This is a genomic window from Streptococcus sp. KR (assembly GCF_002238115.1).
Taxonomy (GTDB): domain Bacteria; phylum Bacillota; class Bacilli; order Lactobacillales; family Streptococcaceae; genus Streptococcus.
Window position 1 is genome coordinate 1 of sequence record NZ_NGVM01000020.1, and the last position, 24,559, is coordinate 24,559.

Here is a 24,559-nt window from a genome sequence, read left to right on the forward strand (position 1 = left end):
CCTTGGGTGCTAACGGGTTCTGTATAAGTCGGTTGAACGGGTTGAACTAGGGCATCGCCCTCATGACCCGACTCTTGTGTGCCTTGGGTGCTAATTGGGGCTGTATAAGACGGTTGTGCTGGTTGAACCAGGGCCTCACCCTCATGACCTGACTCTTGCGTACCTTGGGTACTAATTGGGGCTGTGTACGCTGGTTGCGTTGGTTGAACTAGGGCATCGCCCTCATGACCTGGCTCTTGCGTGCCTTTAGTGCTAATTGGGGCTGTATAAGACGGCTGCTCTGCTTGGATTAGGGATTCGCCTTCATGACCTGACTCTTGTGTACCTTGAGTACTGATTGGGGCTGTGTAGGCAGGTTGCACTGGTTGAACTAGAGCCTCGCCTTCATGACCTGACTCTTGTGTTCCTTGGGTGCTAACGGGTTCTGTATAAGTCGGTTGAACGGGTTGAACTAGGGCATCGCCCTCATGACCCGGCTCTTGGCTCCCCTTTGCTTGCACTACAGTTTCATTGTTTTTTTGTAGTTGAGACTCTATAGGAGAAGGTGTTCCTCCTTGTTGTTCCTCTATCGTTGAGCTACCTACATTTTCTAAGTTAGACTTGCTGTCATGCGCCTTCTGTTTATCTGATTGCTTAACAACGTCTACTTTATTTTTCACATATCCTATGTATGTATAACCAGGAATATCAACCGGGGCTGGCAAGGCATCTCCTGCCTGAACCGATAGTTGGGTGTTATAAGCAGCTAGTGTTTCGCTAGTCAAGGCAAGGGCAGTTGGAGACAGCAACTGACTGCCTAGAGCGCTTACTAACAAGAATCGACTAATCTTGCTCTTGCCATCACGTCCCTTAAGAACTACTACAATCAATAAACTAAGGCCTGCCACCAAGGCAACAGTCCCTAATGAAGAGCTGGTCCCCGTATTGGGCAATACTTGATTGGCTCGATAAACCAGATAGTAAGTCGCATCAGATTCTTCCGCTACTTGTGGTAGGGATGTAACTAAGAGAGTCTTCTCTTCATCAGTCAAATCCGACTCTAAAACATAAGTATAATTAACGGCATGAGATTCTTGGGCAGATACAGTCTGTAGGCCAGTTCCCATCAAAAAGAAACACGCAACTGCTACAGATACAAGGCCAACTGCCAATTTTCTCAATGAGAAATTCTGTCTTTTTTCTCCACTAGTTTTGAAATTCATATTCCCCTCTTTTTACATTTTTAAATTAGTATATTAATTTATAGTGAAATATACAACTCTTCCCATTATACATCAACTTTTTAAAAGATTCTAGGGATAGATATGCAAATAAGGGAATAATAAAAGGCATTCCTAAAATTAGATACCTAACTTCTGGAATACCTATCATATTTCTAAATTTTTATTTCACAACAAGCTCATAGCGTGTCTTGCTTGTAAAGGTTTGACCTGCTTTGAGAATAACTTGGTCTTTGAGGTCGCTGTGAATGGCATCTGGTAAAGCCTGCGCTTCAAGGGCAATCCCATTGTGCTGTACCATTGGCTGACCTCCTATGATGACACTTTCATCCACAAAGTTTGCTGTGTAGACTACAAAGCAAGGAGCTTCTGTCTTGAAAAGCAGGAAGCGACCTGAATTTTGGTCATAAAGGAAACCAGCATTGTCATGACCTGCAGGAAGGGCAAATGGGTGATCCAAACCAGATACTAGCTGGATTTGTTCGTCTTCTTCTGCAAAGATATCCTTCAACAAGACACCATTATAAATGTGTTTCACTACATCACGATTGGCATCTGGAGTTTTGGCAGGAACACCATCGGGCGCAATTGGATAAATTCCCTCTGTGTTTAGTTGGAAGACATGGCGGTCAATTGTCTGTGTGAAATCACCAGACAAGTTGAAATAGCTGTGGTTGGTTGGATTGACCAGCGTATCCTGATCGGTTGTTACTTTATAGCTGATTTCATAGGCTCCAGTTTCTTCCAAGTGGTAACTGATCCAGATTTTGAGATTGCCAGGAAATCCTCCTGTTCCATCTGTACGTTCTGTGTAGAGGGTCAAGCCATGGTCGCTCACTTCAATTAGTTCAAACAAACTTGCATCCCAACCTGTTGAACCACTGTGATTGCAATTGCTTGCATTGTTGACTTCAAGATCATAAGTCTTACCATTAAGCTCAAAAGTCGCACCTGCAATACGTCCTGCTACAGGACCTACGCTAGCTCCATGTTTGGGGCTATTGCCTACATAGCTATCAAAATCATCAAAACCCAAGATAACATTGGCAAAATTTCCAGCCTTGTCAGGTGTGACATAGCGCAAGATGGTCGCACCATAAGTCATGACCTCAAGCTGGTAACCACCGTCCGTCTCAAAACGATAGGCTAAGACATCTTGTCCCTCAACATTTCCAAATACACGCTCTGTGTATGCTTTCATTCTGTTCTCCTTTTACTATTTCTCTCAAGCAAACAAACCATAGAAAGCCTACTGACAATCTATGGTTTATCTGATAATTTACAAATCCTCTTGTCAAGAATTCATAAATACTGTATTACTTTTGGTATTCGTGGATGATAACACCTTGTACCACACGGTTTACTGTACCAGTAGGTGATGGTGTGTCTGGTTTATTTTCTACCTTGAGTGAAGTCAATAGGGCAAAGAGTTGGGCATAAACGATGTGAGGGAAGACACGGTAAATATCATTCAAGACACCGCCACAACCAAGGGCCACTTCTTTGACATTTTCAAGACCAAAGGCTTGATCACTCAAAAGCACGACACGACGAGCAATGTGATCACCAGCAACTTCACGAACCAAGTCCAAGTCGTACTTGCGAGTGTAGTCTTTCGTTGTACCAAAGACCAAGACAACTGTATCTTCGTTAATAAGAGATTTTGGACCGTGACGGAAGCCGACTGGGCTTTCATACATGGTCGCCACTTGACCAGCTGTTAGTTCCAAAATCTTGAGCTGAGCTTCATGAGCAAGTCCAAAGAAAGGACCGGCGCCTAGATAGATGACTCGGTTAAAGTCTAGGTCAACAAGCTCTTTGACATCTTCTGCATTGTCTAGAACTTTACGGGCAAGACTAGAAACAACTTCAAAACGTTCAGATTTCACAGCAAATTCTGTAGGATCAAAGACCAAGAGAGCTGTCAACATCATAGACGTAAAGCTAGAAGTCATGGCAAATCCAGCATCGTTGGAAGCAGCTGGCTGCAAGAGCAAGAGATTGCGGTCATCTCCATGAGCTTGAAGAGCTAATTTACCGTCCGCTGCACAAGTAATCGTCACTTGATAAAGCTCATCCACCAAGGCTTTGGCCAAATCAACAGTCGCCACACTTTCAGGCGAGTTCCCACTACGAGCAAAAGATACAAGGACAGTCGCCACATCTTTTTTCAAATAAGTTTCTGGATTGGCTACGATATCTGTTGTCGCAATGGCATTGAAATTCCATTTGCGTTCGTCATAGACTTCCTTAAAGTAAGGTACCAAGGTATCTCCCACATAAGCAGAAGTCCCAGCACCTGTCAAGATAACCTTGATATAGTCATGCTTATCAGCAATCCCTTGTAAAAAGGCTGCAATTTCTTCACGTTTTGCTTGATAAGATTCAAAAGCTTCTTTCCATACATCAGGCTGTTGATAGATTTCACGTGTAGTGATTTCTGCACCCAATTCGAGCAAGTCTTCTTTTGTATAATGTAGCATTGATTCCCTCTTTTTCTATTAAATATGGGAATGGGAGTAAGCCCCATTCCCATGTATATTCTATATAAAATGCTCTAACGATTTTCACGATATCACATCCTATTGAATCGAGTTCCAACTAAAATCTTTGGGAAAAAGACCGATTATCGTCGGAGCATCGCTCCATCCTCCTATCGCCTATTTTCCCTGTGATTTTCACGTTGTCACATCTTATTCATCTTCGTCATCATCGAAGCCCGCTAACAGGTCATTAACTTTCACAATGCTTTCTGCAGCACGGCTCTTATAGTCCGCATCTGCGCCTGTAAGGCTCGCATTGATAAATTCAATCACCATTGGAAGATTCATCCCTGCGTAAAGGTCAATATCATGACCTTCCATGATCAAGCGACTCACCACGTTACATGGTGTTCCACCAAGAAGATCCGCAAAGACTAGGAAATCATCCAATCCTTCAATAGCAGCTTCAAATTTTACAGTAAAGTCTTCTGGTCCATCTTCTGGAAGAAGAGCCACTGTATAAATATTGTCTTGTGGACCCATAATCATTTCTGTGCTACCTTTAAGTTCTTCACAGAAACGACCATGGCTCACCAAAATTAATGATTTAGCCATAGATTATGCGCCCATTCCAAGTAAGAATTTACCGATGAATGAAAGACCTAATGCAAGAGCAATGATGATACCAATTGCTTTTGTAGAGTTCATACCTTTCTTACCAAGCAACCAGAAGATAAAGGCAGTAAAGATTGCTGGAAGCAAGCGTGGGAAGATTGAGTTCAAGATATCTTGGAAGTCAATCATCTTTTCACCGATTGGCAATTTATAAGAAACTTCAAAGTTGATCATTGTTGCTACAAGAGCACCCATCATGAAGACACCAAGTACAGATGCAGCGTCAATCAAAGCTGTCAAAGTACTTTGCATGTTGTTGATAAGGTTAACCCCTTCTTTGTAGGCAAATTCTAACTGTTTCCAACGGAAGATATCATAAACAAATGCAACTGCAATCCAAAGGAAGATTCCCCATGGTTGGCCAGCGATAGCCATAGTTGCTGCGATAGATCCCATGATAGCAGGTACAAGTGAACCAAAGATCGTATCTCCAAGAGGAGCGAATGGTCCCATCAAACCTGTCTTGATACCGTTAACGGCATCTTTTGAACCTACACCATCTTTTTCTTCCATGGCAAGGTCAAAACCAGCGATAATTGTGTGGAAGAATGGTGAAGTATTGAAGAATTGAGTATGAACTTTCATCATTTCTTTCAATTCAGGAGTTCCATCCCCATACATTTTACGCAATTGAGGCAAGATCATGTAAAGGTAACCAGAAGCTTGCATACGTTCGTAGTTCCAACCTAATTGGAAAGTAAACAAGCTACGTTTGTTGATTTGATTAAAATCTTCTTTTGTAAGTTTGTAATTAGAATTCGTCATCTTCGATTTCCCCACTTTCTGATGGTGTAGAAGGTGCTGCTACAGCTACTTTTTGGCTATTTTTGAAGTGAAGCACTGCAAGGAAGATACCCACGATAGAGATACCAATCATAGACAAACCTTTAAAGTTGTTGACAAAAGCAATTTTTTCAGCCACATCTTTAGGTAGAGTACCTACGATACCAGCAACAGCGCCACCAAGACTTGTTACGTTTGAGTAAAGTACAGTCAACATAGCTGTCAAACCAAATCCCATAGCAAGGTAGTGAAGGTTACGTTTAACTGGAAGGTAACGAAGCAAGATCGCAAATCCAAGACCTGGAAGCATACGTCCTGCAAGTGTCAAGCCATCTGCAACCCATTGGTATTGTTTAACCAAGTCTACTACTCCTTGAACAAAGGCACCACCAAAGGCAAGAGCAAAGAAGACTGGAAGGGCACGAGATAAAGCCCAAGGAATCGCACCAAGCAAGTAGTTGCGTTCAATACCTTTATAGTCAAAGCGTTCGATCGCAGCATCCACACGGTGAGCGAAGAAAGTAGTTGTCATACGTCCAAGAACGTCGAAGTAAGTCAAGAGAGCTGCTACTGGCACAGCGATTGTTGTAATCGCAAGTGCGGTATCGATACCTTGTGAAACAGAGAAAGCTGTCGCAAGAACCGCACCAGAAGTTGCGTCGATACGAGAAGCACCACCGAAGGTACCAACCCCAAGAACGAACAATTGCAAGTTACCACCGATAAGTAGACCAGTAGTCACATCTCCCATAATCAAACCGGTAATGAAACCAGCAAATACAGGGGAACCTGCAGATGAAACGATTGTCAACTCATCACAGATTTGATAAGCTGAGTACAAAGTGAGAAGTAAAATTTGCCACCATTGTATCATAACAATGACCTCCTAAAAATTTTTTCCTATTTTAATAAGCTCAAAAAGTCTGAAATTGGATCATTTGGAACCATTTGAGCAGTAAGTTTGACACCTTTTTCTGCCAGTTTGTGGAAGTCTTCCACATCCTTGTCCACTACGTTGATAGAACGTGTGATGGCGCGAGTTTCTGGTGTTTGAGACATATTCCCAACATTAAGGGTTTCAAGTGGTACACCTGCTTCTACCAAACCAAGGAAGCGGTCTGGTTTACGAGCCACGATAAAGAGACGTTGGCTATCGTATTTTCCAGCAAGAATATTGGCTGCCGCTTTTTCAATTGGCAAAATACTCAATTTTACACCTGGTGGTGTCGCTAGTTTCAAACCACTCTTTTCAACGTCGTTGTTGACAACTTCGTCATCCACAACCATAATACGTGAAACATTTAGTTTTCCAGCCCAAAGATTGGCTACTTGTCCGTGGATCAAACGTCCATCGATACGGCATCCTACAATTGTCATAAGTTTTCCCCCTTTATGTGTTTTAGTGTAGGTTTACGAGTTAAATAAATCTCTTCTTTATACTCACCTTCTGTTTCAAAGATGATGATGCGGTTATCACCTTCCTTGAGATAACTATGAGGGATATAAAGTGAGAGAGTCGGGCCGACGTTCCAAAAACGTCCTAGGTTCTGCCCATTAACAAAGGCAACTCCCTTACCAAACTCAGACAAGTCTAGGTAAGTATCCTTTGGCTCTTGGACTGTAAAGTCATAAGCGTAAAAGGCTGGTTGTCCTTCTGTCCATCCTTTTGAAAAATCAATTTTCTCAGGATTGTCTAGTGGGAGTGGATAGTGTTTCCAGTTTAGTAAGAAGTGCAAATCCTTACAAACCCCTGTCCGAATTCCCTTACGTTGCGTATCCGCTAAGAACTTATGTCCATAGTTGACACGCCCCATATTTTCTACCAAGATATCTAGCCTAGATAGCGCTTTCTTTTCACCTTGATAAAAAATATCTTCCCCAATCTCTGTCTGATATTGGGTTTCAACCCACTGACCATCGACATAAAGCTGAGCCCTATCTCGACCGTCAATGATACGAAGTCTTTCTTCTTCTGCATCCCAGTTTGTTTCTGTTCGATAAAGTAGATAGCCATAGCTTTGTCCCAACTCCTCCATCTTTTTAGGATAGAGGCTTTCTACTGGACTTGACAAGCTATCCAAGGTTTCAAACAAGGAAACTTTTTCAACTAGTGGAATAGCATCCAACTCCATACTCTCTTTGTAGAGTGGCTCCAACTGCGGATACTCTGGAAAATGTGTTGCCATCATCTTCTTGACTGCCAGATATTTGGCAGTTGGATTTCCTTCCTCATCTAGAAGGGCATCGTAATCATAAGATGTAACTTGTGGCAGGTCCAAAGTCCCTCGAGCTGAGCAACCATTCATGAAGCCAAAGTTTGTACCACCGTGGAACATGTAAAGATTGATAGAGCCTTGTTCCAAAACTTCTCGAACTGCATCTGCCAACTCTTTTGGATCCCGTGTGATAATCGGTTCTTTCCAACGATTGAACCAGCCGTCCCAGAACTCCATACACATGAGCGGCCATTTCTTGCCATGCTCATCAAAGAATTCCTGCATCTGTGAAAAGTTATAAGGTGCCTTAGAACCAAAGTTCCCTGTCACAAAGAGGTCATCTTCGATTAAGGTTCCAGCTTTCAGAGTAGCTCTCCATGGACCATCTGATGTAAAGAGAGGACAGGTTACGCAACGCTCTTCCATCAACTGTCGAATTGCTCTCAGATAAGCCTTATCTTCTCCATAAGAACCATACTCATTTTCAACCTGCATCATGATGATATTGCCACCCTTGTCCAACAAATGTGGCACCAATCGTGACAAGAGCTGGTCATAGTAGCGACCGACAGCTTCAATATAAGCAGGATCTGAGGAACGAAGTCTCATATTCTTTGTTAAGAGCCAGGCTGGTAAGCCACCGAATTCCCACTCCGCACAGATGAAGGGTGACGGACGAACGATAGCGTAGAGACCCAAATCTTGTGCTGTCTGAAGAAATCGCTCCAAATCCAGAGCTCCTTCAAAGTGAAACTCACCCTCACGAGGCTCGTGTAAATTCCAGGCCACATAAGTCTCTACTGTATTAAAACCAAGAGCCTTCAAGTTATAGAGCGAATGATACCAATCTTCTGGAGGAACCCTAAAATAATGAATGGCGCCAGATAAAATCTTAAATGATTTTCCATCGAGATAAAAATCATCCCGTATCTCAAATCGTGTCATATTCTTACCTTCTGACAATAAAGTTTACGCTTTCATTTGTTGATATAGTAAATATATCTCAATATCTTACATTTGTCAATAGGTTTTCACAATTTTTTTCATTTTTCACTAAATTTTACACAAAAAACTTATAAAAATCTTGTAATTTATAGTCATAACAACATTTTAGTACCATGTATAAAAATGTAGATTTTTCTATTTATTCCTATGTAAATTAACCTTATAGCCTATTATTCTAATTTTTTTATTCAAAAGGCTACTATTCTTTCCAGTTTTATGGTAAAATCTTTAACGGAGAAGGAAAATCGAGGTGAAAATATGGCAATTCCAAAGTATCAATATATTAAAGATGAATTAAAGAACAAAATCATTTCTGGTCAATTTGCCAGTGGAGATAAATTCTACACTGAAGCTGAATTGATTGCAATGTATGATGTTAGTTCTATCACAGTTGTTCGCGCTTTAAACGACCTTGCCAAGGATGGCTATATTGTCCGTCAACAAGGAAAGGGTACATTCGTTTCACGCGCACGCAAACACAAACTCGTAGAGTTTTCAGATGTAGAAGTTTTTGAAACTAAAGATGATAAAGTTACCGTCCTTTCTATTGAGCGTGGAAACAAACTAAGCTACTTAGAAAAACTCGGACTACGCGGAGATCAGTTCTACTACAAGATTGAACGCGTACGCGAAACAGGTGGTGTTGTCTACATCTACCATACATCTTACATCCCAGAACAATACATCAACGCAAATTATCCAAATCTTGAATATTATAGCTCTATCTATAACCGTTTCAAATTGGATTACCACATTCACATGAATGATGAACATTTTGAAGAAATCAATGAAATAGCATTTCCAACTCCAGAACATGCGGCTTCGATCCTCGGAGTCGATGAACAATTCCCAACCGTTTTACAAACCAAGACTACTAAACTAGAGTCTACTGGTCAAGTTCTCGCATTCAGCGAAACATACAAACGAGCGGATTACTACAAAATCAAATTCATTTCATGTGACCGTGATCACTAAGAAGAAAGCCTGAGCCTAAACGCTTGGGCTTTTTCTATACTTATTATACCACATCAAAAAGGTAGCGCTTACCTATTTTTGGAAGATTCTATAATTTGTGGAATATTTTATAGAAATAGAACCAAAAAGATTCTACTAGATATATATATGTATCTTTTCCGACCAATCTGAAATCTTAAGTTTAAATTTTATATTTTTTTATACTTATTATAGTTTTTTGTCATCTCCTCTTGACTCTCGTTAATATAAGAAATAAAATAAAGGTGTTGATTTATGTAAACGCTATCAATATAACAATGCAATCAGGAGGTTTTGCAATGAAACATGAAAAACAACAGCGTTTTTCTATTCGTAAATACGCTGTAGGAGCAGCTTCTGTTCTAATTGGATTCGCCTTCCAAGCACAGACTGTTACAGCCGATGGAGTTACTCCTACTACTACAGAAAACCAACCGACCATCCATACGGTTTCTGATTCCCCTCAATCATCCGAAAATCGGACTGAGGAAACACCTAAAGCAGAGCTTCAACCAGAAGCTCCAAAAACTGTAGAAACAGAAATTCCAGCTACTGATAAGGTAGCTAGTCGTCCAAAAACAGAAGAAAAACCACAAGAGGAAGTTAGTTCAACTCCTAGTGATAAAGCAGAAGTGGTAACGCCAACTTCTGCTGAAAAAGAAACTGCTAATAAAAAGGCAGAAGAAACTAGCCCTAAGAAAGAGGCTGATTCTAAAGAGTCAAATACAGACAAGACTGACAAGGATAAACCAGCTGAAAAAGATGAAGCGAAAGCAGAGGCTGACAAACCGGCAACAGAGGCAGGAAAGGAACGTGCTGCAACTGTAAATGAAAAACTAGCGAAAAAGAAAATTGTTTCTATTGATGCTGGACGTAAATATTTCTCACCAGAACAACTCAAGGAAATCATTGACAAAGCGAAACATTATGGCTACACTGATTTACACCTATTAGTCGGAAATGATGGACTCCGCTTCATGTTGGACGATATGAGCATCACAGCTAACGGCAAGACCTATGCCAGTGATGATGTCAAGCGTGCCATTGAAAAAGGTACAAATGATTATTACAACGATCCAAACGGCAATCACTTAACAGAAAGTCAAATGACAGATCTGATTAACTATGCCAAAGATAAAGGCATCGGTCTCATTCCGACAGTAAATAGTCCTGGTCACATGGATGCGATTCTCAATGCCATGAAAGAATTGGGAATCCAAAACCCTAACTTTAACTATTTTGGGAAGGAATCAGCCCGTACTGTCGATCTTGACAACGAACAAGCGGTCGCTTTTACAAAAGCCCTTATTGACAAGTATGCTGCTTATTTCGCGAAAAAGACTGAAATCTTCAACATCGGACTTGATGAATATGCCAATGATGCAACAAACGCTAAAGGTTGGAGCGTTCTTCAAGCTGATAAATACTATCCAAACGAAGGCTATCCTGTAAAAGGATATGAAAAATTTATTGCCTACGCCAATGACCTAGCTCATATTGTAAAATCGCACGGCCTCAAACCAATGGCCTTCAATGATGGTATTTACTACAATAGTGATACTAGCTTCGGAACTTTTGACAAAGATATCATCGTTTCAATGTGGACTGGTGGTTGGGGAGGTTACGACGTCGCTTCTTCTAAACTTCTAGTAGAAAAAGGTCACCAAATCCTAAACACTAACGATGCTTGGTACTATGTTCTTGGACGAAACGCTGATGGCCAAGGTTGGTACAATCTCGATCAGGGGCTCAATGGTATTAAAAACACACCAATCACTTCTGTACCAAAATCCGACGGAGCAACTATTCCATTCATCGGTGGTATGGTAGCTGCTTGGGCCGACACTCCATCTGCACGTTATTCACCGTCACGCCTCTTCAAACTCATGCGTCAATTCGCAAATTCTAATGCTGAATACTTCGCAGCTGATTATGAGTCTGCAGAACAAGCACTTAACGAGGTACCAAAAGACCTTAACCGTTATACTGCAGAAAGTGTTGCAGCAGTTAATGAAGCAGCAAAAGCCATCCGTTCACTTGATAGCAACCTCAGTCGTGCCCAACAAGACACGATTGACCAAGCAATCGCAAAACTTCAAGAAGCAGTCAGCAATTTGACATTCACACCAGAAGCTCAAAAAGAAGAAGATGCTAAACGTGAGGTTGAAAAACTTGCCAAAAACAAGGTGATTTCAATCGATGCTGGACGCAAATACTTTACTCTGGACCAGCTCAAACGCATCGTAGATAAGGCCAGTGAGCTCGGATATTCTGATGTTCATCTCCTTCTAGGAAATGACGGACTTCGCTTCCTACTCGATGATATGACCATTACTGCCAACGGAAAAACCTATTCAAGTGATGATGTCAAAAATGCCATCATCCAAGGAACAAAAGCTTACTACGACGATCCAAACGGTACTGCACTGACACAGGCAGAAGTGACAGAACTAATTGAATACGCTAAATCTAAGGGCATCGGTCTCATCCCAGCTATCAACAGCCCAGGTCACATGGATGCTATGCTAGTTGCCATGGAAAAATTGGGTATTAAAAATCCTCAAGCCCACTTTGACAAAGTCTCCAAAACAACTATGGACTTGAGAAACGAAGAAGCGATGAACTTTGTAAAAGCCCTCATCGGTAAATACATGGACTTCTTTGCAGGAAAAACAAAGATTTTCAACTTTGGTACTGACGAATACGCCAACGATGCTACTAACGCCCAAGGCTGGTACTACCTCAAATGGTATCAACTCTATGGCAAGTTTGCCGAATATGCCAACACCCTCGCAGCTATGGCTAAGGAAAGAGGGCTTCAACCAATGGCCTTCAACGATGGCTTCTACTATGAAGACAAGGACGATGTTCAGTTTGACAAAGATGTATTGATTTCTTACTGGTCTAAAGGCTGGTGGGGCTATAACCTGGCATCACCTCAATACCTAGCAAGCAAGGGCTATAAGTTCTTGAATACCAACGGTGACTGGTACTACATTCTCGGTCAAAAACCAGAAGATGGTGGTGGTTTCCTCAAAAAAGCTATTGAGAATACTGGAAAAACACCATTCAATCAACTAGCTTCTACCAAATATCCTGAAGTAGACCTTCCAACAGTCGGAAGTATGCTGGCTATCTGGGCAGATAGACCAAGCGCTGAGTACAAGGAGGAAGAAATCTTTGAACTTATGACTGCCTTTGCAGATCACAACAAAGACTACTTCCGTGCTAATTATAATGCTCTCCGCGAAGAATTAGCTAAAATTCCTGAAAACTTAGAAGGATATAGCACAGAAAGCCTAGCTGCACTCAAGGCAGCAAAAGATGGACTGAACCTTAACCTCAACCGCAGCAAACAAGCTGAACTAGACGCACTAGTAGGTAAGCTCAAAGCTGCTCTTCAAGGCCTCAAACCAGCTGCAACTCATTCAGGAAGCCTGGATGAAAATGAAGTGGCTGCCAATGTTGAAACCAGTCCAGAACTCATCACAAGAACTGAAGAAATTCCATTTGAAGTTATCAAGAAAGAAAATCCTAACCTCCCAGCTGGTCAGGAAAATATTATTACAGCAGGAGTCAAAGGTGAACGAACTCATTACATCTCTGTACTCACTGAAAATGGAAAAACAACAGAAACAGTCCTTGATAGCCAGGTAACCAAAGAAGTTGTAAACCAAGTGGTTGAAGTCGGCGCTCCTGTAACTCACAAGGGTGATGAAAGTGGTCTTGCACCAACTACTGAGGTAAAACCTAGACTAGATATTCAAGAGGAAGAAATTCCATTTACCACAGTGACTCGTGAAAATCCACTCTTACTCAAAGGAAAAACACAAGTCATTACTAAGGGCGTCAATGGACATCGTAGCAACTTCTACTCTGTGAGCACTGTTGATGGCAAGGAAGTCAAAACACTTGTAGATAGTCTTGTAACCAAAGAAGCAGTTACTCAAATTGTTGAAGTCGGAACTATGGTAACACATGTAGGTGATGAACATGATCTTGCTCCAGTTGCAGAAACAAAACCTAGACTGGATATCCAAGAAGAAGAAATTCCATTTACCACAGTGACTCGTGAAAATCCACTCTTGCTCAAAGGAAAAACGCAAGTCCTTACTAAAGGTGTCAACGGGCGCCGTACAAACTTCTACTCTGTGAGCACTTCTGCCGATGGCAAGGAAGTGAAAACACTTGTAAATAGTGTCGTAGCGAAGGAAGCTGTTACACAAGTAGTCGAAGTCGGAACTATGGTAACACATGTAGGCGATGAAAACGGACAAGCCGCTATTGCTGAAGAAAAACCAAAACTAGAAATCCCAAGCCAACCAGCTCCAGCAACTGCTCCTGCTGAGGAAAACAAAGCTCTTCCTCAAGGTCCAGCTCCTGTGGCAACAGAGAAAAAACTTCCTAAAACAGGAAGTCACGATTCTGCAGGACTAGTAGTCGCAGGACTCATGGCCTCACTAGCAGCCTATGGACTCACTAAAAGAAAAGAAGACTAAGTCTTTTCGATAAAAAATAAACAGCGAGATTGAAGCTCGCTGTTTATTTTTTAATTAATCACCCAGTCCAAGACGTTCAAAGATATCATCCACTCGTTTAGTGTAATAAAGAGGGTTGAAGATTTCATCGATTTCTTCTTGTGTGAGGCGTGATGTCACTTCTGGATCTGCTTCAAGAAGTGGTTTGAAATCTACTTGGTTGTCCCAAGAGTAAGCTGTTTTTGGTTGCACCAAGTCATAGGCTTGCTCACGGGTCATGCCTTTTTCAATCAAGGTCAACATAGCGCGTTGGCTGAAAATCAAACCAAATGTCGAGTTCATGTTGCGGATCATGTTTTCTGGGAAGACTGTCAAGTTTTTGACGATATTTCCAAAACGGTTGAGCATGTAGTCAATCAAAATGGTCGTATCTGGTGTGATGATGCGCTCAGCTGATGAGTGAGAGATATCACGTTCGTGCCAGAGAGCCACGTTCTCATAGGCTGTCACCATGTGACCACGGATAACACGCGCAAGACCAGTCATATTTTCAGAACCGATAGGATTGCGTTTGTGAGGCATTGCTGAAGATCCTTTTTGCCCCTTAGCAAAGAATTCTTCCACTTCGCGTTGTTCTGATTTTTGCAAACCACGAATCTCAGTCGCCATACGCTCGATAGAAGTCGCGATGCTGGCAAGAACCGCAAAGTACTCAGCGTGAAGATCACGAGGAAGCACCTGTGTAGAGATTTCTTGAGCACGGATACCCAATTTGTCGCAGACGTATTGCTCTACGAATGGTGGGATGTTGGCAAAGTTCCCAACCGCACCAGAAATCTTACCAGATTCAACACCAGCAGCCGCATGCTCGAAACGCTCGATGTTGCGCTTCATTTCGCTGTACCAAGTCGCCAATTTAAGACCAAAGGTTGTAGGCTCAGCGTGCACACCGTGGGTACGACCCATCATGATGGTGAACTTGTGCTCCTTAGCCTTGTCAGCGATGATGTTGGTGAAGTTTTCAAGGTCACGACGAATGATGTCGTTGGCCTGCTTGTAGAGGTAACCATAGGCAGTATCCACCACGTCAGTTGATGTCAAGCCGTAATGGACCCACTTGCGCTCTTCACCAAGCGTCTCAGAAACCGCACGTGTGAAAGCCACCACATCGTGACGAGTCTCCTGCTCAATCTCCAAAATACGGTCGATGTCAAAGTCCGCTTTCTCGCGAATCAGAGCCACATCTTCCTTAGGGATTTCCCCCAACTCAGCCCATGCCTCGTCAGCCAAGATTTCCACCTCAAGCCAAGCACGGTATTTATTTTCTTCACTCCAAATGTTCGCCATCTCAGGGCGAGAGTAACGGTTGATCATGTTGTTAATTTTTCCTTTCTTCTTAAGCTGTTGGGAATAAGTTATCTAGGTAAAACAAGATTTCTACTCAAACTCCTCTTTCCCAATAAATACAGACGGGTAATGATCTAGTGTATTCAAATCCGTATCCAGCGGTAGATCATAGATAGCTAAATAGTTTTCAGGATATTGTGCAACTAGCTCTTCATATTTCTCTTGTACCTTATCTTGGTCAGCACTAGCAAACAAGACTTCGACAACTGCTCCAGTCTTCTCTTTTTCAACAAATGCGTTGACGATGAGTTGTATCATAAAAAACTCCTAAATCGAAATGCCCTTCATATTTGCTTCCAGAATAGGCATCTTCACACCTAACACCTGACCGGTCTGATAAACACTTTGACAACAATAAAAGATGTCCTGTTTATCATTGTGCAAAGTCATAATTTTTCGAGTCAGCTCATTTTTCGCAAACATGACTTTCATGGCCCTGCCGGCTATCCAAGCGGGAATTTTGTATGGCAATAGTTCTGCTTTGTAAAGCTTCAAATTCACGCCACGCGCTTCTACGACTTTCAAAGCTTCTCGAATGGCCTTGATGGCCAATGATAATTCCGATGAACTATTCATCAAGTTCAAAGCCAGTTCTTCTGGATTTTCCAAATTTCCTGAGCGAGCAGCTGTCGAAGTGACACCTGCATTAATCGCCATGTGAATCCAAATCCACTCGACCATATCATGAGGCACTTCCCACTTCAAATCTGCAGAAACTAGTAAAGCCGTCAGATCAGCATAGTTAGAAATGTGTGCTTTTTGCTCACCTTCTAGCATTAAATGGTCGAACAAGACACCATCCAAATGGTTCTCCTGCATATGACCACCCGCTGTCGGAAAGGCCAAAATATAGTCGTAATCCCCTGCCCACTCTTGGACCTCTTTTCGATTATCCCAGAAATTACAAAAGAAAACAAGGGTGCCTTTGATATTGTTTTTTCGCAAGGTTTCCACAGCTTCTTTGACAAGTCCATGACGCACACTGAGAAAAATAAAATCATATTCCGAATGAGCTTCCGCCACATGAACCTCATAGATATCATGCTTATTCTCACCTTTGGAATGATAGCGACCATCTAGCAGATCAACTGACAACTCCTTCGGTGCATTGTTTTTCTTACTATCTCTCAGTACGTGTTCCACTTGATGGCCTGCTTTTTGAAAGGCGTAGGCATAAGTGGTCCCGATCACTCCGAGTCCTAGAATCGCTATTTTCACTTAAAAATCAATCCCTTTCCCAAATTCCTCTACCTCATCCGGTTCATCACTAAACAAAGTCACGTGTCCCATCTTGCGGTTGTGCTTCGCTTCTATTTTACCATATAAGTGGAGGTGGGCGCTTGGATTTTCTGTCACATATTTTTCAGCAGCCTCGACATGCTGGCCGAGAACATTGAGCATGACTGCTGGTGCATGTAGTTTGATCTCTGGTAATGGTGCTCCGAGAACGCCCAAGATATGAGTGTCAAACTGAGAAAAGTCGCAGGCTTCAATCGAGTAGTGGCCTGAGTTGTGTGGACGTGGTGCAATTTCATTGACAATGATGTCATCAGCAGTCGCAAACATTTCCACGCAAAGAGTTCCAGAAAGGGTCAATTGTTCAGCGATTCGCACTGCCATGGTCTTGGCTTTGTCTGCTAGACTTTCAGAAATGCGAGCAGGCACAATGGTCTTAGATAGGATATTGTTTCGGTGGATATTTTCCTGAACTGGGAAGACTGTCACATCCTTGCCATTTCCTGACACGATGACGGAAATTTCAAGGTCAAAGTTGACAAATCCTTCTAAGACACAGTCTGCTGAATCAGCTAGCGTATAGGCTTCCTCCAAATCTTCTTCTGAGCGAATAACCTTCTGACCATGGCCATCGTAGCCACCAGTTGCAGTCTTGAGGACATAGTTTTTAGAGAGGTCGATATCTGCTAAGTCTTGGCTTGAAGTCACTACCTTGTAGGGTGCCACAGTGACTTGAGCCTTATTTGAAAGAAAGTCCTTTTCAAAGATACGGTTTTGAGAAATGCGTAGCAGGTCAGTCCCTTGTGGAAGCTGTCCTTCTTTGACAACAGCGTCAAGGCCATCTGCATCAACATTTTCAAATTCATAAGTGAGAACATCGCAACGGTCCGCCAACTGACGAAGGGCGTCCACATCATTATAAGGAGCCACGATGATTTCCGCCACACGAGAGGCTGGGCAATCAGCTGCTGGGTCCAGCGCGATAACCTTGTGGCCCATGTAGATAGCAGAAATGGCCATCATTTGACCCAGCTGGCCGCCACCGATAATTCCGATTGTTTTAGATGAGCTCATTTGTAGACTCCTCTGCGATTTTTCCTTGTTCTTCTGTGAAATCTGCCAAAGCTGTCGTGATAGCCTGATCCTCTACTGACAAGAGACGGATGGCAAATAGAGCCGCATTTGTCGCACCTGCTTCACCGATAGCCATTGTCGCAACAGGCACACCGCCCGGCATCTGTACAATCGAGTAAAGCGAGTCCACCCCACTAAGGGCACGTGATTTGACTGGTACACCAATGACAGGAAGGGTTGTTTTAGCAGCTACCATACCTGGCAAATGGGCTGCACCACCAGCACCTGCAATAATGACCTTGATACCACGGCTACGGGCCTCCTCGGCATGTTTGAACATGAGGTCAGGTGTGCGGTGGGCAGATACAACCTTCTTTTCGTAGGCTACACCGAAGCGATCGAGAACTTCGGCTGTTTTTTGCATGGTTGCCCAGTCGGATTTGGAGCCCATGATAATGGAAATAATTGGTTTGGTCATAATTTTCCTTTTCTTTCCTTTCTTTTTTCAATCACCTTAGGTTGTGAGGAACGGTAGCAGCCACCGAAGGTGTCTCATGCCTAAATCGGAAGCCCAAGGTCTTCCAATTTCCCTGGACGATTGGATTGTCATGCAATCGTTCTTTCACAACGGCGGTGATTGTTCTGTATTAGCTCGCTAACGCTCGCAATTAAACGACCATTATCTTACTTTGGCTCGCTTTCGCTCGCCACGATAAATTTAGTAGCTGTTAATCTTTTATAGCCTTGCTTCCGATATCTGTTCGGTAGAAGAGGCCTTCTGTGTTTTGTTTGTCGAGTTCCTTGTAGATGGTATCTTGGGCTTCTTTAACGGTATCGGCTGTGGTGACCAGCATATAAACTCGTCCGCCGTTGGATAGCAGTGCTCTGCTATTTTCCGCAAACTTAGCCCCTGCATAGTAGGTGTTGATGTCGCCATCAGTTTTGGCTGGCAACTTGACACCCTTTTCGTAGTCTAGCGGGTAGCCCTTAGATGCGACAACCACGCCCAGAGTCACACCCTTATCCGTCCAAGTGATGTTCGGCTCCTTACTATCGAGAATATCCGTGATATTTTGCGCAAAGTCAGATGTCAAGCGAGGCAGGATAATCTGAGTTTCGGGATCACCAAAACGAGCGTTGAACTCGATGACTTTAGGACCATCAGCTGTCAGGATAAGACCTGCGTAAAGGACACCCAGATAAGGACGACCTTCTTTGATCATCCCTTCTAGGACTGGCTTGACAATAGTGTCAACCGCTGTGGCAACCACGCTCTGTGGCAAGTGAGGAACTGGTGCATAGGCACCCATGCCACCTGTGTTAGGCCCCTTATCACCATCATAGGCACGTTTGTGGTCCTGAGCCGTGGGCATGATGTAAAACTTGTCCCCATTGACAAAGGCAAAGAGAGAGAACTCCTCCCCGTCAAGGAATTCCTCGATAACTACACGCGCACCTGAGTCACCAAATTTATTGTCCAAAAGCATCTCGTGAGCTGCTTCGACCGCTTGCTCAACCGTCTCCGCAACGACGACACCTTTCCCGAGCGCCAAGCCATCCGCCTTGACGACGATAGGAGCACCCTGCTTTTCGATATAGGCCTTAGCTTCCTCAAAATCTGAAAATGTGCCATAGGCTGCTGTCGGAACGCCGTATTTGACCATGATTTCCTTAGCAAAATCTTTGGACCATTCCAGCTCAGCCGCCAATCTTGTAGGCCCAAAAGCCTTAAGCCCAGCTTGGTTAAAATCATCCACTATCCCAGCAGCAAGGGCATCATCTGGGCCGATGAAGGTCCAAGCAATATCGTTGGCCTTTGCAAAGTCAATTAACTTAGAATGTTCGGAAATAGAGGCATTCACCAATTCCAGACCATCCAGAGTCATCCCGTCATTCCCAGGAGCCACAAAGACTTGTTCAACGTCTTTTGATTCAAGCAACTTCTTTGCAATCGCATGTTCACGACCGCCCAAACCGACAACAAGCAGTTTCATTCCTCAACCTCTTTTGCGAATTATTTACTAATATTATAACACAAACGTTCGTTTTAATCTTGTTTCACTTCGCATTTTCACTCAAAAAAGGAAAGAAACTGTTTTCTTCCCTTTAGCGTTCTTAATGTCTAAAATGTCTCACGCCTGTGAAGACCATAGTCAAGCCGTATTTATCCGCAGCTTCGATGGATTCTTGGTCACGGACGGACCCACCTGGCTGGATGATGGCCTTAATACCTGCTTTGGCGATTTCTTCCACGTTATCCGCAAATGGGAAGAAGGCATCCGAAGCAAGCACAGCGCCGTCCAGACGGTCTTTGGCTTGGTCAATGGCAATACGAACAGAGGCCACACGATTAGTTTGACCTGGACCAACACCCAGTGTCATGTGGTCGTTGGTCACGATGATACCGTTTGATTTGACGTACTTAATAGCCTTCCAAGCGAACTCAAGAGCAGTCGCTTCTGTCTCAGTTGGCTGGCGCTTGGTCACTACTTGCCAGTCAGCTGGGCTTTCTTTGACCACATCTTGATTTTGAACAAGGAGCCCGCCAACCACACCTGTGTATTCTGCTTCCACTTCACTAGCCTCTTGAGCATCAAATGGCAGGGCAAGGATACGCAAGTTTTTCTTTTTATTGGTCAAAATGGCTAGCGCTTCATCCGTATAGCTTGGTGCAATGATGATTTCAAGGAATACACCATGCATCTTCTCAGCTGTCGCAGCATCCACCTCACGGTTGAGAACAACGATACCACCAAAGATAGACACTGGGTCAGACTCATAAGCGTAGTCCCAAGCAGTCTCGATGTCATCAGCCTGACCGATTCCACATGGGTTCATGTGTTTGAGAGCCACAACGGTTGGACGATCTTTAAAATCACGGATGATACGAATAGCCGCATCCGCGTCACGGATATTGTTAAAGGATAGTTCCTTACCATTGAGCTGTTTGGTTGAAGCAATCGAGTAGTCAGTCGGCAAAGCTTTTTGGTAGAAGTCCGCGTCTTGTTGAGGGTTCTCACCGTAACGCATGGCTTGCTTGAGATCATAGGTCAAGGTCAGTTTTTCTGGCTTGCTTTCTCCGACTTGAGCTGTGAAATACTCTGCAATCAAGGCGTCATAAGCTGCTGTGTGACGGAAAACCTTGGCTGCCAAACGTTGGCGAGTTTCGTAACTTGTTTCGCCGTTAGCTGCCAATTGTCCCAAAACCACAGCATAGTCAGCTGGATCTACCACAACTGTTACGCTGGCATGATTCTTCGCTGCCGAGCGAAGCATAGATGGCCCACCGATATCAATGTTTTCAACTGCATCAGCGTAAGTCACGTCTGGTTTGAGGATGGTTTCCTTAAATGGGTAAAGGTTTACCACAACAAGATCAATGAGCTCAATCTGGTTCTCCTTAGCTGCTTCCAAGTGACTATCCAAGTCACGACGAGCGAGGAGGCCACCGTGTATATTTGGATGAAGGGTCTTAACACGACCATCCATCATTTCTGGAAAACCGGTCACATCATCGATAGCAATGGTGTCTACCCCAGCATTATCAAGGGCAACCTTGGTTCCACCCGTCGAGATAATTTCCCAACCAAGTTTTTTAAGTTCTTGGGCAAATTCAACAATGCCCGCTTTGTCTGAGACGCTGATTAAGGCGCGTTTAGTCATGTTTTTTCCTTTCATTTTCAAACTCTTTACCTACGCATTTTTCGATTCATAAAATATAGGGAGACGATTACCAAGACTCCCAAAATTACTGTCAGTAAAAATCTCCCCCAATAGGGAATCTCTGGGAAGAAAAAATTTACCAGTAAACGTAGAATGATTGCCAAGGTAATCAAGGCAAGTGTTTCCAACCATTTTGTCATTTACTTGTCCAACAATTCTCTAATAACTTCCGGATAAAACTTGTACTCTGCCTCATGAATCCGAGCTTCAAAGCTTTCGATGGTATCATTCGCTAGTCTTGGCACACGTACTTGTTTGATGACCTTGCCTGTATCCACACCAGAATCTACCCAGTGAATGGTCACACCAGACTGATCCACGTCAGCATTCCAAGCATCCTCAATCCCATGAGCTCCTGGAAATTCTGGCAAGTAGGCTGGATGAATGTTGATAATCCTGCCTTCATAAGCTGCCAGTAAAGTAGGTCCAACAATTTTCATGTAGCCCGCTAGGCAAACCAAGTCAATCTGATGTTCTTCCAAGAGCTCAACAAGTGCTGCTTCGTAGTCTACCTTACTCTCAAACTCCTTGAGTTCAAAAGCATAGGACAGAACGCCGAGCTTGTCTGCACGTTCGAGCACATAGGTGTCACGATGGTCTGAAAAGACAAACTCTACTGGAAATTGTTCCGCTATCACCTGAAAATTTGAGCCATTACCAGAGGCAAAAACCGCTATTTTTTTCATTTGATGATGACACTTTCGTTTTCTTTCTTGACGATACGACCAATTTCATAGACTGGTTCATCCAACAATTCCTTGACACGACTTACATTTTCAGGGCTAACTGCTAGCATAAGTCCCACACCCATATTGAAGATTTCAAACATTTCTTCGTGTTTGATCTGACCATATTTTTCAAGGGCTTTGAAAATCGGTAAAACTGGAACCTTGTCTTCCTCAATCTCAGCAGCCAAGTCAGCTACAAACATACGAGGGACATTTTCGATAAAGCCACCACCAGTGATGTGGGCAATGCCATTGACCAACCCTTCCTTGATGAGTGGTAAGACAGCCTTGACATAGATACGAGTCGGCTCAAGAAGAACTTCCTTGAGTTGCTTGCCTTCCAATTCTGGCAAGATTTCCTCACCTGTGTAGTCGGCAAAGACACGACGAACAAGAGAGTAACCATTGGAGTGAATCCCACTTGAAGCAAGTCCAAGAAGGACATCTCCTTCTGCCACCTTTGAACCGTCAATGATTTGAGATTTTTCAGCCACACCGACCGCAAAACCAGCCAAGTCATAGTCATCTTCGCCATACATGCCAGGCATTTCAGCCGTTTCCCCACCAATGAGGGCTGCGCCTGCCTGCACACAACCTTGTGCCACACCAGCGACAACTTGTTCTAGCTTAGCTGGTTCATTCTTCCCTGTAGCCACATAGTCGAGGAAATAGAGGGGCTCCGCACCTGCAGCAATGATATCGTTGACACACATGGCCACACAGTCCTGACCGATGGTATCGTGCTTGTCGTACTTGATAGCCAGCATGAGCTTGGTTCCGACACCGTCAGTTCCTGAAATCAAGACAGGCTCTTTAACCCCAGTCTTTGAAAGGTCAAACATACCACCAAAGCCACCAAGAGCTCCCATGACACCTGCACGCTCCGTACGAGCTACGTGCTTTTTAATCCGTTCAACAACTTCATAACCCGCTTCAACATCCACACCAGATTGGGCGTACGCATTCTTATTTGTCATTTCTTTATTCCTTTTCTTTAATGGAGAATCTCAGTAACTCACTTGTAAAAACTGGTTTTTTCTTCCAAACTTCGACGATAGTCTTCTTCGTAGTCATAGAGAGGCGTTGGGTAGTCACCGTCAAAATAAGCGACACAGAGACCGCCATTTGGCGCATCGGTTTCAATACCAATTGACTCAATCAACCCCTCGACAGAAAGATAAGTCAGACTGTCCGCACCAATGATTTGGCGAGTTTCTTCGACCGTATGATTAGCCGCAATCAGCTCCTGACGTGTCTGGATATCAATCCCGTAGAAACATGGATAAGCTAGCGCTGGACTACCAATGGCAACGTGAACCTCAGTTGCGCCCGCTTCTTTCAAGAGCTGAACGATACGACGAGAGGTTGTTCCACGTACAATAGAGTCATCAATCATAACAACACGCTTGCCTTTGACAACACCAGAAACTGCAGACAATTTCATCCGCACCCCTTGCTCCCGCAATTCTTGAGTCGGTTGAATAAAGGTCCGTTGCGTGTATTGGTTCTTAATGAGACCCATTTCATTTGGTAGCCCGGACTCTTCCGCAAATCCCATAGCCGCGCTGAGGGAAGAATTGGGCACACCGACCACGATATCCGCCTCGTGCTTGAATTCACGCGCCAATTGGGCACCCATACGTTTACGAGCCGTATGGACATTGACACCATGAATATTAGAATCAGGGCGGGCAAAATAGATATACTCCATAGAACAGATTGCTAACTGAGTATCATCTGTATAGCTATCATACTGGATGCCCTTGTCATCAATGATCACAATCTCACCTGGCTTCAAATCACGAATCCATTCAGCACCAATAACCTCAAAAGCACAGGTTTCAGAGGAAACAACCACTGCTCCGTTGGCCATTTTCCCGATAGAAAGGGGACGGAAACCATTTGGGTCAAGAGCCGCAATTAACTTATCCTCAAACAGCAAGATATAGGCAAAACCACCTTTAACTAGGCTGAGCGCCTCCTTGATTTTGCCCATCAAGTTCGGATTATGGCTGCGACGAATGAGGTGAGCCAAGATTTCCGAGTCCGAAGTCGCGCTGAAAATCGCGCCTCTTTGTTCCAGTTCTTTCTTGAGAGAGGCTGCATTGGTCAGATTCCCATTATGAGCCAAGCCAAACTGCATATCGTGAAAACGGAAGAGGAAAGGCTGGATATTATCTACAGAAGCTTCGCCAGCAGTCGCATAACGCACATGCCCAATCGCACCAGTTCCTGTCAATTTATCTAAGTTAGCAGGATTTCTGAAGACTTCTGATAAAAGCCCCATGTCACGATGGCGCTTCAATTGTCCCTGATCATTGGAGAGGATTCCTGCCCCCTCTTGACCACGGTGCTGAAGACTGTGGAGACCAAAATAGGTCAATTTAGCAGCATCTGGATGTCCCCAGATACCGAAAACACCACATTCTTCATTAAGAGATTTTACTTCGTATGTCATTTTATATACCTAATTTTTATTTGTGTAGCACCAAGAGCTAAATCTACATGACTTTTACATTACTGATACTATCTATTAGA

At 43.5% G+C, this 24,559-nt stretch carries 22 protein-coding genes; 2 read left to right on the plus strand and 20 right to left on the minus strand.

Annotation, left to right across the window (positions count from 1 at the left end; all coding sequences use genetic code 11):
- From CBI42_RS08875 to CBI42_RS08910, 8 genes are all read right to left on the minus strand, one after another.
- Window positions 1-1,202, minus strand: a 1,202-nt coding sequence (locus tag CBI42_RS08875; RefSeq protein WP_142294094.1) for a YSIRK-type signal peptide-containing protein, incomplete at its 3' end; no start/stop codon positions are given.
- A 181-nt stretch (window positions 1,203-1,383) separates the two neighbouring features.
- Window positions 1,384-2,421, minus strand: coding sequence for an aldose epimerase family protein (locus tag CBI42_RS08880; protein ID WP_094753809.1), 1,038 nt, complete (start codon window positions 2,419-2,421; stop codon window positions 1,384-1,386).
- 115 nt (window positions 2,422-2,536) lie between these two features.
- A complete protein-coding gene (locus CBI42_RS08885; protein WP_094753810.1) occupies window positions 2,537-3,703 on the minus strand; it encodes an SIS domain-containing protein in 1,167 nt (388 codons plus the stop codon).
- 210 nt (window positions 3,704-3,913) lie between these two features.
- Complete coding sequence (locus tag CBI42_RS08890; RefSeq protein ID WP_094753811.1) at window positions 3,914-4,318, minus strand: PTS sugar transporter subunit IIA; 405 nt, start codon at window positions 4,316-4,318, stop codon at window positions 3,914-3,916.
- 3 nt (window positions 4,319-4,321) lie between these two features.
- A complete protein-coding gene (locus tag CBI42_RS08895; RefSeq protein ID WP_070479623.1) occupies window positions 4,322-5,143 on the minus strand; it encodes a PTS system mannose/fructose/sorbose family transporter subunit IID in 822 nt (273 codons plus the stop codon).
- Window positions 5,130-6,035 (minus strand): PTS mannose/fructose/sorbose/N-acetylgalactosamine transporter subunit IIC, encoded by a 906-nt coding sequence (locus tag CBI42_RS08900; protein ID WP_070479625.1) that lies wholly within the window; start codon window positions 6,033-6,035, stop codon window positions 5,130-5,132. Before CBI42_RS08900 ends, CBI42_RS08895 begins: the two co-directional genes overlap by 14 nt.
- Before the next feature lie 26 nt (window positions 6,036-6,061).
- Complete coding sequence (locus CBI42_RS08905; RefSeq protein WP_000156970.1) at window positions 6,062-6,538, minus strand: PTS sugar transporter subunit IIB; 477 nt, start codon at window positions 6,536-6,538, stop codon at window positions 6,062-6,064.
- Window positions 6,535-8,322, minus strand: coding sequence for a glycoside hydrolase family 35 protein (locus CBI42_RS08910; protein ID WP_094753812.1), 1,788 nt, complete (start codon window positions 8,320-8,322; stop codon window positions 6,535-6,537). Before CBI42_RS08910 ends, CBI42_RS08905 begins: the two co-directional genes overlap by 4 nt.
- A 318-nt stretch (window positions 8,323-8,640) precedes the next feature.
- Between CBI42_RS08910 and CBI42_RS08915 the strand changes: the two genes are divergently transcribed.
- Window positions 8,641-9,357, plus strand: a complete 717-nt coding sequence (locus CBI42_RS08915) for a GntR family transcriptional regulator (RefSeq protein WP_049509958.1) — start codon at window positions 8,641-8,643, stop codon at window positions 9,355-9,357.
- Window positions 9,358-9,674: 317 nt separating this feature from the next.
- The gene (strH, locus tag CBI42_RS08920) at window positions 9,675-13,874 is read left to right on the plus strand and encodes an LPXTG-anchored beta-N-acetylhexosaminidase StrH (RefSeq protein WP_094753813.1); all 4,200 of its coding nucleotides are present in this window, start codon (window positions 9,675-9,677) and stop codon (window positions 13,872-13,874) included.
- A 54-nt stretch (window positions 13,875-13,928) separates the two neighbouring features.
- Here strH and purB read toward each other — a convergent pair whose 3' ends face one another.
- From purB to purF, 12 genes are all read right to left on the minus strand, one after another.
- Window positions 13,929-15,227 (minus strand): adenylosuccinate lyase, encoded by a 1,299-nt coding sequence (gene purB, locus CBI42_RS08925; protein ID WP_094753814.1) that lies wholly within the window; start codon window positions 15,225-15,227, stop codon window positions 13,929-13,931.
- A 63-nt stretch (window positions 15,228-15,290) separates the two neighbouring features.
- Complete coding sequence (locus CBI42_RS08930; protein ID WP_094753815.1) at window positions 15,291-15,518, minus strand: phosphoribosylaminoimidazole carboxylase; 228 nt, start codon at window positions 15,516-15,518, stop codon at window positions 15,291-15,293.
- 9 nt (window positions 15,519-15,527) lie between these two features.
- A complete protein-coding gene (locus CBI42_RS08935) occupies window positions 15,528-16,478 on the minus strand; it encodes a ketopantoate reductase family protein (RefSeq protein ID WP_094753816.1) in 951 nt (316 codons plus the stop codon).
- The gene (gene purK / locus CBI42_RS08940) at window positions 16,479-17,570 is read right to left on the minus strand and encodes a 5-(carboxyamino)imidazole ribonucleotide synthase (RefSeq protein ID WP_094753817.1); all 1,092 of its coding nucleotides are present in this window, start codon (window positions 17,568-17,570) and stop codon (window positions 16,479-16,481) included.
- Complete coding sequence (gene purE / locus CBI42_RS08945; RefSeq protein WP_094753818.1) at window positions 17,557-18,048, minus strand: 5-(carboxyamino)imidazole ribonucleotide mutase; 492 nt, start codon at window positions 18,046-18,048, stop codon at window positions 17,557-17,559. Before purE ends, purK begins: the two co-directional genes overlap by 14 nt.
- Before the next feature lie 31 nt (window positions 18,049-18,079).
- Window positions 18,080-18,196 carry a phosphoribosylaminoimidazole carboxylase gene (locus CBI42_RS13280; RefSeq protein WP_080975930.1) on the minus strand — a complete coding sequence of 39 codons (117 nt, stop codon included), beginning with the start codon at window positions 18,194-18,196 and terminating at the stop codon, window positions 18,080-18,082.
- A 102-nt stretch (window positions 18,197-18,298) separates the two neighbouring features.
- On the minus strand, window positions 18,299-19,564 hold the full coding sequence (gene purD / locus CBI42_RS08955) for a phosphoribosylamine--glycine ligase (RefSeq protein ID WP_049491968.1): 1,266 nt from the start codon (window positions 19,562-19,564) through the stop codon (window positions 18,299-18,301).
- 121 nt (window positions 19,565-19,685) lie between these two features.
- Complete coding sequence (gene purH / locus CBI42_RS08960; protein WP_049492005.1) at window positions 19,686-21,233, minus strand: bifunctional phosphoribosylaminoimidazolecarboxamide formyltransferase/IMP cyclohydrolase; 1,548 nt, start codon at window positions 21,231-21,233, stop codon at window positions 19,686-19,688.
- A 26-nt stretch (window positions 21,234-21,259) separates the two neighbouring features.
- Window positions 21,260-21,433, minus strand: a complete 174-nt coding sequence (locus CBI42_RS12810; RefSeq protein WP_179211390.1) for a hypothetical protein — start codon at window positions 21,431-21,433, stop codon at window positions 21,260-21,262.
- Entirely contained in the window at window positions 21,434-21,979 is a 546-nt protein-coding gene (purN, locus tag CBI42_RS08965; protein WP_094753819.1) for a phosphoribosylglycinamide formyltransferase, read from the minus strand.
- Window positions 21,976-22,998 (minus strand): phosphoribosylformylglycinamidine cyclo-ligase, encoded by a 1,023-nt coding sequence (gene purM, locus CBI42_RS08970; protein ID WP_094753820.1) that lies wholly within the window; start codon window positions 22,996-22,998, stop codon window positions 21,976-21,978. Before purM ends, purN begins: the two co-directional genes overlap by 4 nt.
- 38 nt (window positions 22,999-23,036) lie before the next feature.
- Window positions 23,037-24,479: an amidophosphoribosyltransferase gene (purF, locus tag CBI42_RS08975; protein ID WP_042749759.1), complete on the minus strand. Its 1,443-nt coding sequence runs from the start codon at window positions 24,477-24,479 to the stop codon at window positions 23,037-23,039.
- Window positions 24,480-24,559 lie beyond the last annotated feature (80 nt).